At 35.0% G+C, this 16,281-nt stretch carries 10 protein-coding genes and 1 pseudogene; 2 read left to right on the top strand and 9 right to left on the bottom strand.

The window, feature by feature from the left end:
- Nucleotides 1–76: 76 nt before the first annotated feature.
- On the bottom strand, nucleotides 77–934 hold the full coding sequence (locus ACFVP7_RS03805) for a hypothetical protein (protein WP_212130513.1): 858 nt from the start codon (nucleotides 932–934) through the stop codon (nucleotides 77–79).
- A 127-nt stretch (nucleotides 935–1,061) separates the two neighbouring features.
- Nucleotides 1,062–2,064: pseudogene (locus ACFVP7_RS03800) on the bottom strand (hypothetical protein).
- 179 nt (nucleotides 2,065–2,243) lie between these two features.
- Here ACFVP7_RS03800 and yeeF point away from each other — a divergent pair.
- Nucleotides 2,244–4,253, top strand: a complete 2,010-nt coding sequence (gene yeeF, locus ACFVP7_RS03795) for an LXG family T7SS effector deoxyribonuclease toxin YeeF (RefSeq protein WP_396582997.1) — start codon at nucleotides 2,244–2,246, stop codon at nucleotides 4,251–4,253.
- A gap of 4 nt (nucleotides 4,254–4,257) precedes the next feature.
- On the top strand, nucleotides 4,258–4,728 hold the full coding sequence (locus ACFVP7_RS03790; protein WP_396582996.1) for an antitoxin YezG family protein: 471 nt from the start codon (nucleotides 4,258–4,260) through the stop codon (nucleotides 4,726–4,728).
- A gap of 1,429 nt (nucleotides 4,729–6,157) precedes the next feature.
- Here the strand turns inward: ACFVP7_RS03790 and ACFVP7_RS03785 are convergent.
- From ACFVP7_RS03785 to ACFVP7_RS03755, 7 genes are all read right to left on the bottom strand, one after another.
- Nucleotides 6,158–7,177, bottom strand: a complete 1,020-nt coding sequence (locus tag ACFVP7_RS03785) for a hypothetical protein (RefSeq protein WP_396582995.1) — start codon at nucleotides 7,175–7,177, stop codon at nucleotides 6,158–6,160.
- Between the two features lie 163 nt (nucleotides 7,178–7,340).
- Entirely contained in the window at nucleotides 7,341–10,493 is a 3,153-nt protein-coding gene (locus ACFVP7_RS03780) for a type I restriction endonuclease subunit R (RefSeq protein ID WP_396582994.1), read from the bottom strand.
- A 3-nt stretch (nucleotides 10,494–10,496) separates the two neighbouring features.
- Complete coding sequence (locus ACFVP7_RS03775) at nucleotides 10,497–11,657, bottom strand: restriction endonuclease subunit S (RefSeq protein WP_396582993.1); 1,161 nt, start codon at nucleotides 11,655–11,657, stop codon at nucleotides 10,497–10,499.
- Complete coding sequence (locus tag ACFVP7_RS03770) at nucleotides 11,641–13,212, bottom strand: N-6 DNA methylase (protein WP_396582992.1); 1,572 nt, start codon at nucleotides 13,210–13,212, stop codon at nucleotides 11,641–11,643. Before ACFVP7_RS03770 ends, ACFVP7_RS03775 begins: the two co-directional genes overlap by 17 nt.
- 190 nt (nucleotides 13,213–13,402) lie before the next feature.
- Nucleotides 13,403–15,334: an N-6 DNA methylase gene (locus ACFVP7_RS03765; protein WP_396582991.1), complete on the bottom strand. Its 1,932-nt coding sequence runs from the start codon at nucleotides 15,332–15,334 to the stop codon at nucleotides 13,403–13,405.
- A 70-nt stretch (nucleotides 15,335–15,404) separates the two neighbouring features.
- Nucleotides 15,405–15,704 (bottom strand): DUF2325 domain-containing protein, encoded by a 300-nt coding sequence (locus tag ACFVP7_RS03760; RefSeq protein WP_396582990.1) that lies wholly within the window; start codon nucleotides 15,702–15,704, stop codon nucleotides 15,405–15,407.
- Between the two features lie 255 nt (nucleotides 15,705–15,959).
- Complete coding sequence (locus ACFVP7_RS03755; RefSeq protein WP_396582989.1) at nucleotides 15,960–16,142, bottom strand: hypothetical protein; 183 nt, start codon at nucleotides 16,140–16,142, stop codon at nucleotides 15,960–15,962.
- Nucleotides 16,143–16,281: the final 139 nt, after the last annotated feature.

Genomic DNA, 16,281 nt, shown 5'->3' with positions numbered 1-16,281 from the left:
CCTGTCAATTTGTTTTTTTCATAAAAAAGAACCCTTTATGCAAGGGTCCCATGTCAATCTTATTTCATATACGTATTCACCAGCTCGTAACAGCGCTGATTCTTCGTTTTACTTGTTCTAAAAAAGCAAATACGTCCTTAGCAGGCATCAGGTTTTCCAGCAATTGAATGACATTCTTTTTCCCCACAATTAACTCCTGATCTTTTAACATTACAGGCGTTTCCTTAAACACATGCCAAGGATAAAATAACCTGAGAAAAGGATCTGAAAAATAAATCCCTTTGTCTGTTAATGTGATGCCATCTGTTTGCTTCACGGGAAAAGTACTCCAGAAGGAGATCATCTCCTGATCTTTAGGAATATGCAGCCGTTTTCTCAATCGTACCTCTCTCTTTTCAGATATCTCGTTACCGACCAGTAGCCCATTGGTCAAACCGAACATCTTGTCATGGCTGTTCTGAAACAAAATACTGATTTCCCTCAATTCACTGGCAGAAACAGATACATGATCTATCCGGGGTTCCGTAAGCAAATCCAAGCCATTTTCACTAAGAAATTGCTGAATTATCCTCAACAGCTCTGCCAACAGATCCGCGGGATATGAACTGAAGCCGACATCAAAAACCTCTACTCCATCAAACCAAATCTCATAATCATCCGTCGATTTAATCGATTGGATATCAGTGAATGCTTCCCAAGTCACACATCCCTCTTGTTCTCCAAATCTCTTCCAGTACAATCCCTTACTCGTAAACATAACAAAGCTTTTCGCTTTACTTCCCATGGAACAATTCAGTAAGGCCGTCACCGTTTCTTTCTTCGATAACGGGAATAACTCACACGCATATGTCAAAAGCTCCTCAGGGACAAATCCGGTAAAGAACTTATCTTTTTGATACATTGAACACAAATCACTCAAATATGAACCACCCATTGCTTCATCGTCCTCCTTTTGGTTCATATACGCGTACTTTGAATGAAAGTTTCATAGAATTTCGACACTGTTATCAGCAAAGATCAACTCTTGAACAAAAAAGAAAAAGACGCTAAGAGCTTTCACTTTAATCAACCAGAACAAAATCCTGAACCTTCACCTGTTCCTCAGGCAAATCAAACTGATAAAGCATCTCCTTAGAATGGATATCAAACACACCCACGTATCCGCCGATGCCCTTTTTATGCTCTTCCTGGGCAACTATATACAATAGATTCCCCTTAAACTTCGCTTCCATATAAGAGAAATTCAAACTATATGTATGAAAAGAAAATTCCTTCCCATACTCCAGCAAGTTCGCCTCACCCTCTTTGTCTTCGTACGTAACGTAAAAACTTCCGCTTTCTTTGTCATAGTATACGGTATCAGCGTATTCAAGATCATCAGGATACGGAATATATGTCGTTTTCCATGTCCCTTTTTCAATCACAGTCAATTCATGCTCCGAGCTCGCAACAATAAATTCCTTCGAGTCTGCGAATTGATCAGCGTATGAGGCTAAGCTCAGGGTCTCAATCATTTCCTCTGTTTTTCTGTCAATCACGTAAATAGACATGCTTTGAATAAATATAGTTCTCATCACTGGCCCCAATCGTGACAAGCGAAGGCAAGGTAAGGGTATATTCCTTTTTCGTTTTTCTGTCGTTTATGTGGATCTCATTTCCCGTCGTATCAACATTATAGGCCTTAACAGAGACATCCTTCCCATCATGCCAAAACGCAAATGGATCTGAAAGCGGATGCTCTTTGATCGCATCCTTCTCCACCGTGTAGTAAAAAGGCTCGTGTTCCGCCAATAATACAAGGTCTGTTGATGCATAAGATTTCGTTTGAATATAAGGCACATCCGCCACCTTAAACGTACGCCTGTTAAACCGTTCGCCTGTTGAGGTTGAAAGCAGCACGCTTTCTTTTATGAAAGGATTGGAGTAGATAAAAAAGATCCGGTCTTCTTCGGGGTGGATGGCGGAAGATTGGACAGGGATACTGTCTTTATTGCGTAACTGAACAAACAGTATGATGCATACCATTAACCCTAATAAACTGAATGTAATGCGTTTTTTCTTCATCAAAATGCTCCTTTAACTGTCTACCAATAATCATTTCGACTATGTTTACACAATCCCTTCATGAATAAAGACACATGCCAAATGACTCATTTTTCCACCAAAACACGTTCTCACCCCCACCCTCATCCCGCCCCGTGGTAAAATTTTGATATTGAGTGAACAAAAGAAGGGAAATGGTCATGAAAGTATTTGAAGCGAAAACACTGCTTTCGGAAGCGACAGACCATGCAAAAGAGTATAAAGAACTAAGAACGCAAATGGTAAATTTGAGAAAAGCGTTAAAAAGCGTAGCTGATCTCAGTGACAGCGAATTTTCAGGAAAAGGCGCCAGCAACATCAAAGCCTTCTATCACGACCACGTCGGCGTCACCGACCAGTGGATCGACTACATCAATATGAAAATCGCATTTTTCAACAGCATCGCCGGAGCCGCCGAGGACAAAGGCCTCTCAGACGCATACATCGAAGAATCCTTCCTGGAGCACGAACTGGCAAATGCAAATAAAAAATCAAAATCTATCATGTCTGAACAGAAAAAAGCGATGAAAGACATCTTAAACGATATCGACGACATCCTCCCGCTCGACCTGTTTTCAACCGAAACCTTCAAAGACGAGCTGGCCGATGCCAACGACAAACGCAAAAAAACACTGGAAAAATTGGACGCCTTGGACGAAGACCTGAAAACAGAATACGCCCTGTCTGAACCAAACGAACAATTCATCAAATCCGACTTCCAAAAGCTCCAAGAAGCAACGGGTAAAGGCAAAAACGCCACACCCATCCACTACAACGCCAAGGCGTACCGTGAGAGTGACATACATAAGAAAAAAGGCGACATTGAAAAGCGGACTGAGGCTTACTTGAAGATTAAGAAAGAGGAAGCGAAGGAACGCAAGATTGAAAAATTAAAAGAAAGACTGAAAAACTACGATTATGCAGATGCCGATGAATTCTACGAAATGGCAAAAACGATCGGCTATGAAAATCTGACAGCAGAACAACAGAGATATTTCACCCAAATTGAAAACACGCGTGAGTTTGAAGCAGGCTTCAAAGGGGTTGCCGTCGGCCTTTATGATTCCGGGAAAGACGCGGTCGTAGGCCTGTGGGATATGGTCACAGATCCGGGAGGAACCGTTGAAGCGATTACCGGAGCGATGGCTCACCCGATCAAAACGTATGAAGCCATTTCAGCGGCAATCGAAGAATCGTATCAAAAAGACATGGTGAATGGTGACACCTACTCAAGAGCAAGATGGGTGTCATATGCGGTTGGCACGGTTGTCACATCAGTTGTCGGCACAAAAGGTGTTGGCGCCGTCTCTAAAACAGGCACAGCCGCCAAAGTGACGACCAAAGTCAAAACAGCAGCAAGCAAATCAGCAACAGCACAAAAAGCCATAACAGTTTCAAAACAAACCATTGATCATATCAAACAAAAGGTAAACAAAGGCATAGAAGTATCAAAAAAACACGTCAAAACCAAATTAAATCAAATCGAAGATCTCACACTAGCGGATATTCTCCCCTATCATCCCCGTCATGACTTAGTGCCGGCAGGCGTTCCTTACAACGCAGTCAACGGGGTCACACTTAAAGAGGGACTGCAAAAATTCGCCAAGGTCATCCTTCCGAAACCATACGGAACGTCATCAAGCGGAAGACGAACTCCAGCGCCACATGTACCGCCGGTAACCGTCAAATACGGCGAGCATTATGCAAAATGGAGCAGAAAGAAAGTGCTGAAGCCAAATGTCGTTTATAAAACAAAAGAAGGCTACACGTACACGACTGACAACTATGGTAGAATTACAAGTGTCAAAGCAGACTTGCAGCTGGGAGAAGCAAAACGAAACCAATATGCACAGTCGAATGCTGGAAAGCCCCAAGACCGAAAGCCTGACGATGACGGAGGCCATTTAATCGCCACCCAATTCAAAGGCTCAGGCCAGTTCGACAATATCGTGCCGATGAATTCTCAGATTAATAGGAGCGGCGGGAAATGGTATGAGATGGAGCAGGAGTGGGCAAAGGCTCTTAAAGAAGAACCTCCCAAATTAGTAACAATTGAAATTAAGCCTATTTATAGTGGAGACTCTTTAAGACCTAATTTATTTAAGGTCAAATATAAGATCGGAAATAAAAGATTTAAAAATGTTAGAATAAAAAATCAAGCAGGAGGCTGATATTGTGGAAACTGAAAAGATGGGAGTACTATATCAAAAAATCGCTGAGCAAATAAATGAAATTATCTCCTCTGAGTGGGAAAAGGTTGCTCTTTATGCCGAAGTTTTAGATGATTCTTCAGAAGTTTACTTCTTCTTTACTACTCCACAAAATCAGGAATATATATATTCACACGATATTCCTGAGCACTTTAATGTTGATGAAGATATTTATGACGCACTTCTATATGAATTGCATGATTATTTCGAAGAGTTACGAAATGAATTTAAAACAAACAATGAAGACTTATGGACAAACCTCACTTTGCATCTAGAACGAAGCGGGAAGTTTTCAATAGATTATGATTACACCGATGTTATTGCCTCAGACTTAAACGGTACTCAACGACAAGTAGTGTGGGAATATAAAAATTTAGGAATATTGCCTGAAGATGAGGATGATAAACAGTTTGTAATAAACTACTTCGGTTTATAATTCAAAAATAGCTCAGCTTTTTACTGCTGGGCTATTTTATATTCTCAGGTTGGCTTTTATGGAAACCGAAAAAACAAACCTATTATCTTTAATACAAAGGATAGTGAAGAAAATCATTCATTTCCATAAATCCCTAATTCATTACAAGTTTGTGATCAAATTTATGCTTCCATGTTTATTGCACTTCAAAATTAATTTGACGAACTGATGAAAACACCTTCATATCATTACTTAAACATCTTAACAAATAACGAGGTGGAAATTTTGGACTTATTTGAAGAATGCATCGAAGCCCTTAGAGATCCTAAAGTAATTTTATCAGATGAGCTAACCGAACAATACTTTAAGACACCAAACAACAAATTCCCGATAACCAGTTGGGCTAGAATTGAATAGGACAAAGTACCTCAAAAAGAAATATAGAAACCTATGATGATCTATATAATATGAAAGTCTCAAGGGATTGTAGATACAACCATTAATCTTCTATCGAATCCATCGGATGTTCCTGTTGTGAGGACTACATAGAAAATGCAATAGAAGTGCTAGATGACGTACTTGCTGTAGGTTCAGATACTTATATGTACAGCGACCACGGTTTTGTTATTGAATTTTTCCATGATGGTGAGGTCACAATCGGGAGAAGTGAATAGTAGTAAGCTACTTTTTTGAAATTTAGATTTGTCTATCGAAATCTTAATATTACTATTAATCTTCATTTTTTCTTTAAGAGATTCAATTGTCACATTAGTCGCTACTATTCCGCCAAAAAATATTTATCAAAATATTCCACAAAATTCTTTTCTATTTCTTCAAAAACTTCTTTGATGATGGGCTTCGTAACAAAAATCACTCTAAATTATAATCAAGCATTCAGCTCTCCTCCTTATAGTTTGAATACCAACTATATTTTACTTCAAAACACATAAATAAAAGTGTCCTATTTCAATTTTCCTAGTTAGAAATCCTAAATGAAACCTAGCATTTGAAATTTAAATTAAGAAACTTAAATCTGACAGTATGAACCTTCTTAAAGAAAAAAGAGATTGAAAGCTAAGTCTTACATTGAAATGAACGAGATTACTAGAGAAAGAAGACTGGGTGAAGGTGAGTAAAAAAACTTCTCTGTGGAGAACGGACCTATTAATTAATTCAGAAATGCAAACTGAAAACAAAAGATCAAAGTAATTTTCACCTTTTAGAAAAAGCGAGGCTACGGCCTTCGCTCTAATTCATGGGTTGAGGTATGTACTTTTCTTTTTTGGTAAATGTTAATAATTTCTTGGTATTGTAAATGTATTGCCCCTTGACTTTCCACAGCTACATTTTTTTCATTTTTAGGTCGAGGCTAAATATATCGTTACACTCAAGGCATAATAAAAGTTTCATTTATATCACCAATTGTTTCAGCTTGTCTACGCAAAATATTTTAATTTGATTCATACCAATGATACTCGTCTAAATATTTATTCTTAATTGGAAAACCGGAGCTAATTAAATCTGACAATTTCTTGGATTGTTCAGAGTCACCTAATGTGTATTTGCACATATGTATTAATTTTTCTTTTTCAATTGGTAATTCATTTACCTTTAATTCCTCAAATAAATTAAACAATTCACCAATTACTCCAAGTATTATAGCTGTTTCACTAGTATAAATTAGATTTGATTGTTTTTTGATATATTCTCTTTGGAAGTAACTCTTAAAATTATCCAATTCCAAATTAAAGTCCAATTGTCTATAACCTTCAAAAGAATAATTCTCAAGGTTTCTTTCTTCGGTAAGATGCTGCGGGTAACTATAGGTCATTTCAGTGATACCGAATTCTTCTGTATTTAAAGCAGAATACTTATTCCAGACGTATCCATGTGAACCACCGCTTCCTAAATTAATAGTGATTATCAGTTTTCCTTCATTTAAAAATGGATTAATATCGATTTCAATGCCGTACTTTGCATGACTTGCCACAAAACTTCCGTTCTTATTTATATTATTTTGATAACCTTTATTATTTACTAGCTTATAAATATCCTCAACGAAGTTATCACTACTCCCAGAAACTATATATCTTGACTTTCCCGATAAGGTAATAATACTGTTTGCTATATAAAATTTTGCATAATATGCAGTAATTTCGATCCAATGTTGTAGTCCACCATCATATAGTTTTAATGCACATAAATAGTTATAAAAAGCCTTATAAAAGTTAAATAAAGATTCATGTAACAATAACGCCTTAAAATATTCTAAATCTTCCTGTTCTAATTCAATTTCAACCTGATTATTATTCAAAGAACTTTTAAATAGGTCAATATTTTCAGGATATACTTTTTTAATAAAAAGGGGAACATTCCACTTGCTAGGTCTAGGAGGTATTCCTCTTATAGATAAACTTTTTGTTTTATAACCCGTTTCTTTATAAAATTCAATCAAACTTTTTCTATCCATACTTTCCCCTTAAACACCTTATAAATTACTTAAATGTACCTTATACTTTGGTTTATCTCTGTCCATACTTAACTAAGTTGTTAGTGCAACTTGTATGTCAGACAGGGAAGAGATGCATAAGCATCTCTTCTTTTAATACTTAAAAAAATAGGTTCGTCTTAAATTAAGCCCTAAACTTCTTAAAGTTCTCTGACTGTTCGAATATCTCTTTAAAGATCTCGTCTTTAGGGACAGGAGGGTAATCGTTTTCAGCAAGCGTTAATATAAGATCAACTTTTAGCTCTGCCTTAATATCATCTCTACTCGACCAGTCTGTATATTTAGCTTTATCCGCGATAATTGCCTTTATTTCTTGTGATAGTTTAATAAGTTTGTCGTGCGGGTATTCAAATTCATGTTTCTCGGAAATTGCTTTGAGAATATCGTAAAAAGCCTTTTCCTCATAATCAATCCCTAACTCCTTGAAAGAGTCCCGCTCTTTCATTAGTTCTGCGAACAAATCAGCAAATTGTTCTGCAACATCATCCAAAACATCACTTTGCAAAGCTTGGAAGTCTTTTCTTTCATTATATTGTTTAACCAATTTTTTAAATCTTTCTGAAAAGTCGACACCCTGAATTTTATTGGTTTTTTTAAATTCCTCAATTGCTTTTGACAGTAGTTTTTGTAGAAGCTTAATTTTAGTGTTTGGTAGTTTGATTTTATTAATCTTAGCTAAGTATTCATCACTAAATAAATCCGCACTATTTTTCGGGTCATTTTTATCTAACTTGAATACTTCTTCTACCCCTTCACTTATTAACGCTTCCTCCATCATCTGCCTTACTTTTTCATTCATTTGAGCAGTGTCCGGAGCATCACCTTTTGTTAGTTTATGGATGATGGACCTTATAGCTAGGTAATAGTGAATATAATCTCTTTCCATTTGGCTTATATTTTCACTCGACACACATAAATTGTAGGCAGAGCGAAGTTTCTTCGTTATAGCCATAAAGCGTTTTTCTAATTGCTCCGTTTGTTGTACAAATTCTGCCGCTAGATTTAGGCACTGTAGCTGTTGCAATGGGGTTCCTTGAAAATATGCAGTATTATCAAATTTATAAAAGATTTTTCCTAATAAATCTAGCTGGTCCTTTACAATGACAACTGCCTTATCGATACCATCAAAATTTTCGCCCTCTACAACACCATATTTTTTCATCGCTACATTTAAATTGCTCTTTATTCCAAAATAATCGACAACTAATCCAGTTTCTTTACCTTCATAAACTCTGTTTACTCTTGAAATAGTCTGAATTAATGTGTGTTGCTGAATAGGCTTATCAATGTATATTGTATCTAGTGATGGTACATCAAATCCCGTTAACCACATATCGACAACGATGGCTATTTTGAAGTTTGATTTTTCATTTTTAAATTGTCTATCTAACTCTTTACGATATTCTTTCGTACCTAACAGGTCATACAGTTCTTTACTGTCATCTTTATTACGAGTCATGACCATTTTAATTTTTTCCAATGGTTTAATTTCTTTTTTTTCTTTATCAGAAAGCTCTACACCTTCGTCACAGATTCTAACTTCTGCCCACTCTGGTCGTAGTGCAATAATTTCCTTATACAAGTCATAAGCAATATGTCGGTTGGCAGCGACAAACATTGCCTTACCTTTTACTGTTGCGCCTTCTTCAATTCTCTTTTCATAATGCTCTACAAAATCTTCAGCCACTAATTTTAACCGTTTAGGATCACCAAGAATAACTTCCATTTGGGTTACTGCTCTTTTACTTTCATCGATCTGATATTCATTAGCTCCAGCAGTCTCGCACACTTTATAGTATTCTTCGATTTCATTTAATTTTGTTTCATTTAGATTTACTTTAGCAGCTCTTCCTTCATAAACAATCCGTACAGTTATCTCATCGTATACAGCTTCGATCATTGTGTAAGCATCTTCTACTTCCCCAAATACATCTATGGTTGCATCCACCGGTGTTCCAGTAAAACCAACATAAGTTGCATTAGGCAGAGAATTGTGTAAATGCTTGGCAAAACCATATTTTTTCTCGACACCATCTTTAGTAATTTTTATTTTTTGGTCAAGATTTGTTTGTGAACGATGGGCTTCGTCCGAAATACAAATAACATTGTTTCTATCAGTTAGCAAATCAACATCTTCATTAAACTTCTGAATAGTAGTTAAGAATACGCCACCACTTTTTCTATTTTGTAGGTAAGCTTTTAAATCTTCCCGACTTTCCACACTTATGACTTGATCATCACCAATAAAATACTTTGCATTTGTAAATTGTCCCGCAAGTTGATCATCTAAATCAGTTCTATCCGATATCAAGACAACAGTAGGGCTTTGTAGGTCTTTATCTCTCATTAAAAGTCTTGTAAGATATAGCATGGTATAACTCTTACCAGAACCTGTCGCTCCAAAATACGTACCACCCTTACCAGAACCTTGCGGCCTCATGTTTCTCTTAATACTTTTCAATAATTTTGTTGCCGCATAATATTGTGGATAACGAGGAACAATTTTTTCCTTTTTGCTGCTTGTATCAGGGAAATAGATGAAGTGACGTACCACTTCTAGGAATCGTTTTTGGTTAAATAAACCCTTCACCATTGAATAAAGTGAATCAATGCCATCTTTTTCAAACGATTCATTGCCTTCTATTTTTCGCCATGCATAAAAGAAATCGTAGGGAGCAAATAAAGAACCAGCCTTATTATTTACTCCATCACTAATAACACAAAATGCATTATACTTAAAAAGTTCAGGGATATCCCTCTGATAACGAACAGTAAGCTGAGTATAAGCATCCTTTATTGTCGTATTTTCTTTAACAGCACTCTTGAACTCTATTACTACTAAAGGTAAACCGTTAACGTAAACAATTGCATCAGGAATACGTTTTTCATACCCTTGTATTTCTAATTGGTTCACTATTCTAAATAAATTATTGTCAATATTATTTAGGTCAAAGTCTATTAATTGAATAAATAAATCTTTTTTACTGTGGTCTTCTCGTTTTAGAATAAAACCATCAGAAATCATTTTGATAATGGCTTTATTGCTATCGTACAAAGTTGATGCAGGTAACACTTCCAATTGCCGGATTATACTGTCTATCTCATTAAGTGTAATTTCGTCATTCGAATAACGCTTGAGTAAAAATGCTTTTAAATCATCACGTAGTAGTACATCATGTATTTCCTTATGAAATTGGTTCCCATTCCTATGTTGATAATCTTCAGTTTCAAAAAGCTCGATTACAGCTTGCTCTAGCGTTTCTTCGGTGAATTTCATAGGCTATTCCTCCACATTTAAGGGATTGACTGAAAGTTTCGAAAGTAATATACTTCTTAATTTATCCAAAGCTTTCTTTTCCTGTGTTATTAGCTTCTGGTAAGAAAATAGGCCTTTTACTATTGATTCAAACTTATTGATTGTATTTATGTCTGGAATTATAACAGGATGTAAATGAATATGATTTCTATTAAGTGTTGGAACAGCAGAACCACTGTTATAATCCATCATATTTATTGAACTAAGAACATAATAAGAAAATATTGGGGTGGCATGTTTAAAAGACTTTACCCACAATGTAGTGTTAAGGGGCCAAAAATCTTCATCAACATAAAAAACTTCTCCTAGTGAACCACTCCGTCCTGTAACAATTCCGGGCCCTTTCACTTTATAATCATTATGCCTTCCAGCTATCCCTGTTGAAGCGAAAATTGGATATCCTCCATTTTTTCTGTCCTGTGTTGGTAAATCAAAACCTCTTTGAAGTTCTAATATATCGAATAAACTTCCAATATTCCACGACTTAGGAATTTCTCCTAAATCACTATTTTTCATTTCACCACCACAAGATTTATAAGGATTTCCTTCTTCATCTGGAAATTCATAATTAATAAACCATTCATTGTAAATAGATTTTGCTGTTTCTGACAGTTTCTGATGTATGCTCTTGTTCAATTTTATTCTATCAAGTAGTATTTTATATTCTCTTACTATTTCCTTTTGCCTTTTAATAGGGGGGACAGGGAGTTTCATATCACAAAAATCTTCCCATTCTATGCTTCCTCTAACGCCACCAATAGCATAAAAGCATGCTTCTCTATCAAACTCACCCCTACTAAACCACATCATTAAATACTCTGGTGATACTACTTCTGTATCTACGACTTCAAAAACAGGGTAGGCTGCCGATATGATTGCTTCATCAAAATCCTTTAACAAAGCAACTGGCATTTTCTTGTCTCGCCTTACCTGCATAGTGCTACAAGCAAACTGGTTTTTTCTTATAATTTTATAGTTTTTTAAATCTGTTCCAACAATATTCGCAACAGATGGGATGAATTCTTTTGTAATACTTAGTCCTAAAAGGGTTGTTACATCAAGATTAACATTCCTTTCGTCAATTAACCTGATGCAATCCCCAATCCTCTTATAATTCGATTTCATAACCTAACTCCTTAAAAACATTTAATAAATCCTTTTTAGAGTCTTCTTCAGCTTTAAGTAGGTCAGTAATTTCACTTTGTAACAATCTCATTTTTTCATTGAAATCAATATCTTCATCACGATTTGCAAACTCGATGTAATTACTAGGTACTAGCAAGAAATCTTTTTTTGCAATTTCTTCAAATGTTGCACTATAACAAAATTCTGGGATGTTTTGATATTTAGTCTCGTAATCAGTTTGTTGCCAGTTATGGTATGTGTTCGTAACCTTTGCAATATCTTCTTCCGAAAACTGAATATATTTTTTTTCAAATGGAACACCCATTTCTCGTAAATCCATAAATAATACTTCTTTTTCTCTGTTACGATACCTTTTTAAATTTCCATTTTGTTCAACAGTACGAGCCTTTTTGTTTTTATTAAGTATCCAAAGGGTAACACTTATATTAGTTGTATAAAACATATTTTGCGGTAATACAATGATAGACTCGACTAAATCATTTTCAATCAGTTTTTTACGTATTTTATATTCATCGCCGCCACCACTCAATGCACCATTCGCCAATAAAAAACCGGCTACACCATTCTCAGATAGTTTAGATACAATATTTAGAATCCAAGCATAGTTAGCATTTCCTATAGGTGGTACTTCGTATCCTGCCCAACGTGGATCATCAGTTAACTCATTCTCAGCTCTCCATTGTTTCTGGTTAAATGGAGGATTGGCCATTATGAAATCTGCCTTCAAATCTTTATGCTGATCATTAAAGAAAGTATTAGCAGCAGTCTCTCCAAGATTAGCCGAGATTCCTCTTATAGCTAGGTTCATCTTTGCCAGTTTGTAGGTTGTAGTTGTATACTCCTGTCCGTAAATCGATATATCTTTCTTATTTCCCTGATGTGATTCAATAAACTTTACTGATTGAACAAACATACCTCCTGAACCACAAGCAGGGTCATAAATTTTACCTTTATATGGTTCAAGCATTTCTGCAATAAGATTTACGATACTTTTTGCCGTGTAGAATTCTCCTTTTCCTTTCCCTTCTGCCAATGCAAACTTACTTAGGAAATACTCATAAATCCGACCTACAATATCTTGTTGCTTATCTTTAAGCGTATTGATGTTATTAATCGTATCTATTAAGGATGCTAATTTATTTACATCAAAATTTAAACGAGAGTAATAATTATCAGGTAAAGCACCTTTAAGCGATGGGTTATTTTTCTCAACTGTAAAAAGTGCTTTATCAATTTTCAATGCAATATCTTCTTGTTTTGCGTTCTCTACTAAGTAACTCCATCGTGAAATTTCAGGCAGATAGAATACATTTTTCATGGTGTAAAACTCAACCATATCAACATATTTTTCTTTACCCTCATCAATTAACTCCGCTTTTCGTTCTTCAAATTTATCACTAGCAAATTTCAAAAAGATTAATCCTAAAACAACGTGTTTATATTCTGAAGCCTCAACGGATCCGCGTAATTTATTGGCGGAATCCCATAATGTTTCCTCCATACTCTTTTCTTTTGTATCTTTCTTTTTAGCCATTAAAATAACCCCCAATTCTATTTATCATATCTCATTAATTATAAGGATGAAATGATTATTTAAATTTTATGGGATTTCATCCCCTTTATATCTCCATATCTATTATATCGTTTTAAAATCATCATAAAGGACCTATAATCTTGAAGTAGTCAGCTCACAAATCTAACACATGAGCTGACACTAATAAAAATTAATCTAGACCCTCAATTACATTTCCGATTCCCATTTTGTTATAAGCACTCAACTTGCCTTGCTTTAATATTTCTTTTGCTTGTTGGATTAAATCGTTATATTTCTGTTCAGCATTTCTAACACTCTGAACAATCTCCATTTGCTCTTGAAAATTAACATCAGGAAACTCGATATCCTCAATATCACTTGTAGTCAAAGCTTTTACTGTACCACCTTTTTGCATTCCCTCTATGAGAGCAACCCCAACTGGGCTTTCGAGGAAAACTTTAATATATTCAGGTATATAAGATTGATCTAAGACTCGAATTCGTATAAACATATTAGACAAAACAAGTGGTTCATCAAGTTCGGGGACTATTGCCACTTTAAAGGCTGTTCCTCGACTTGCGATAATAATGTCATCACTTTGAACCATATAGCGCTCCGCATTTTTAACAGAAATTTCTTCGATGTTATCTAAGTTAATGATGCCGTTCTCAACATCTTTTAACTGAATAACCTTGTATCCTGTTTTCCCTTCCGTTAACTTGCTTTTAGGTGGCAAGTTTACCCCACGGGATAATTGTGCTATTTCTTTTAATGCTCTTTTATTTTCAACCTTGCTGTTATATAAGGCTTTATTAATTACTACATTTCCAAATTCGGATTCAATGGTATGGCTTGTAAAGTACTGATTAGGGTTTAGATTGTATTCGTTCTGTTGAATTTCTTGAATGTCAGAAATTTTGACATCTTCATTGTTTCCTGTGAATGTCTCATACCGCGAAACAATCGTCTCAATATGATTCTGTCTTAAGAAATTTTGAGATCTGCCTTTACTTGAATATTGATCCTCCGCATTAATAAATAAAACTTTTTGTTTTCTCTCTGGCAACTTGTTCTTATTTAATACCAGCAAAACGGTTTGAACAGCAGTCGCAGGTAAAATCTTATTCGGCAATAATACAACAGTTTCAATAATATCTGCGTTTACAATATACTCTCTAAAGGCCTTTTCTGCATATGAACTTCGTGTCAGTACTCCTGCTGGAATAACTAATGCTGCTTTCCCATGCTCGCTTAAAGATGCGACTGCATGTTGCAGGAATGCTAAATCACCGTGGATTTTACTTATTTTCCCCATTCTTCCGCTAAAACGTCCATATGGATCATAATCCATATACTCCAAATTATTTAATTTCACGCCAAATGGAGGATTCATTAAAATGTAATCAAATTTCTTCAAGTTACTTCCGTTATCAGTAAACGCAGGTGAAAATAATGTATCACCTTTAGCAATAGTAAACTTCGCTAAATCCACTCCATTTACAATCGCATTCATATAAGCAAGTGTCACACTTGATTCCATAATTTCCTGACCGTACATAAAAAGGTTATCACCAAATTTATTAGCCTCAATTAACGAACTACCTATTCCTGCTGCACCATCGTAAACTTCTCCGTTGGTAGGTTTGAGAATTTGAACCATTAATTTATTTAAACCTTGTGGTGTAATAAACGATTGATATTTATCTCTCAAGAAAAAACTTTCCACTAATGATTTAAAATATAGTCCTGTCAGATTAAAATCTTGGAACTGATTTAAGTTTAAAGAGTAATTATCAACTATCATTAAACAGTGATATAGGATGTGGTCACTAATTTGGGCTAATGGAAAAGTTTTTAATATGTAGAGATCCGCTTTGTTTTCATCTGCAACCTCATCAAAGAAAGTATTAATTTGTTGGCCTATTCCATAATTAGATAAACTAATGCTTTCCCAAGTTGTATCAGCCGGAATCTTTAGTGAGTGTTTTTTATTTGTTAAAAGAAATTTGGCTGTAAAGATTCTACTTGCAACCTCATGATATTGATAAGATTGCAATTCACCTCTTAACCGATCACTTATTTCCATGCTCACTTTACTTGCCATTATCTCGATATTCTCCAAAGTAACAACTCCTAAAAATGAATTTATTTTATCAGAAAAAGGTATTTGAAGTTCCTTTATTTTGGTTTTATTAAAAAGCAACATTATCGTGAACAGCTTGTAATACACCAGATATTCCTTTACTTCGTTGATAAACCACTTTAATACCTAAATCAGTGGCAACTTCTTTAACTGCATACATGGTTCCGTGAGATACAGCAGATGGTATTAATATAACACAATCTACATCCTTTAATAAATTCCTAAAGTAATTTTTAACACCTGTTCGTTTCATTCTTCCATCATGGTATTTAACTTCACAGTGAAATGCTTTAAATTTCTTGTTATATCCCTTTTGATTATCACCGCCAATAATAGCAATTTTTTTCATAATATTCACTCCATATTTATATTTCTAAGTCTTTTAGCATAAATAAGCAGTTATCTGGTGGTGCTTGCTCTTCAATAAATACGCGCAAATTAACTCGTTTGGTGTTAATCTTGCAATTTTACTAATATTTTGTATTCGTCTATTCCCGTTTCTGTTTTGATTCCTATGCAGAATTGACTCAAGTTTTCTGGTGTAACCCTATAATTACTTAATCCCATAACAGATAAAAGAGCATTAAACTTTTCAACTTTCTTTTCATGAAAGGGCATAAAGTTCTCTATGATAAACTTCTACAGATTCAGCAATAAAACCAATCCCAAGAAGTACTTCTTCAAGGTATTTTAAATTCCTTTTTTGTTCTTGCATAACTAGATCACGTTGGTTTATTGTCCCATTATTAGCTCTAATATTTTTCTCTACTATTGTTCTATAGTTCATAAAAGTATTTTGAATTCCTTTTTACAAAGTGAAATAATCTTTGTAAGATAGTTATATCATAATCAGAGATTCTTGTAAAGAGAATTTATAATTCTTTTTCAATCATCCGGTAACACTAACATATTCGATCTATATGCGT

Source organism: Bacillus sp. SG20033 (assembly GCF_044570195.1).
Classification (GTDB): Bacteria; Bacillota; Bacilli; order Bacillales; family Bacillaceae; genus Bacillus; species Bacillus subtilis.
The sequence above is the reverse complement of the archived record's forward strand: the minus strand, read 5'-3'. Positions and strand labels throughout refer to the sequence as shown.

Coding starts and splice junctions, on each gene's coding strand:
- ACFVP7_RS03755 (WP_396582989.1), bottom strand. CDS start 16,142: ATGAACTATAGAACAATAGTAGAGAAAAATATTAGAGCTAATAATGGG.
- ACFVP7_RS03760 (WP_396582990.1), bottom strand. CDS start 15,704: ATGAAAAAAATTGCTATTATTGGCGGTGATAATCAAAAGGGATATAAC.
- ACFVP7_RS03770 (WP_396582992.1), bottom strand. CDS start 13,212: ATGGCTAAAAAGAAAGATACAAAAGAAAAGAGTATGGAGGAAACATTA.
- yeeF (WP_396582997.1), top strand. CDS start 2,244: ATGAAAGTATTTGAAGCGAAAACACTGCTTTCGGAAGCGACAGACCAT.
- ACFVP7_RS03775 (WP_396582993.1), bottom strand. CDS start 11,657: ATGAAATCGAATTATAAGAGGATTGGGGATTGCATCAGGTTAATTGAC.
- ACFVP7_RS03780 (WP_396582994.1), bottom strand. CDS start 10,493: ATGAAATTCACCGAAGAAACGCTAGAGCAAGCTGTAATCGAGCTTTTT.
- ACFVP7_RS03805 (WP_212130513.1), bottom strand. CDS start 934: ATGGGTGGTTCATATTTGAGTGATTTGTGTTCAATGTATCAAAAAGAT.
- ACFVP7_RS03785 (WP_396582995.1), bottom strand. CDS start 7,177: ATGGATAGAAAAAGTTTGATTGAATTTTATAAAGAAACGGGTTATAAA.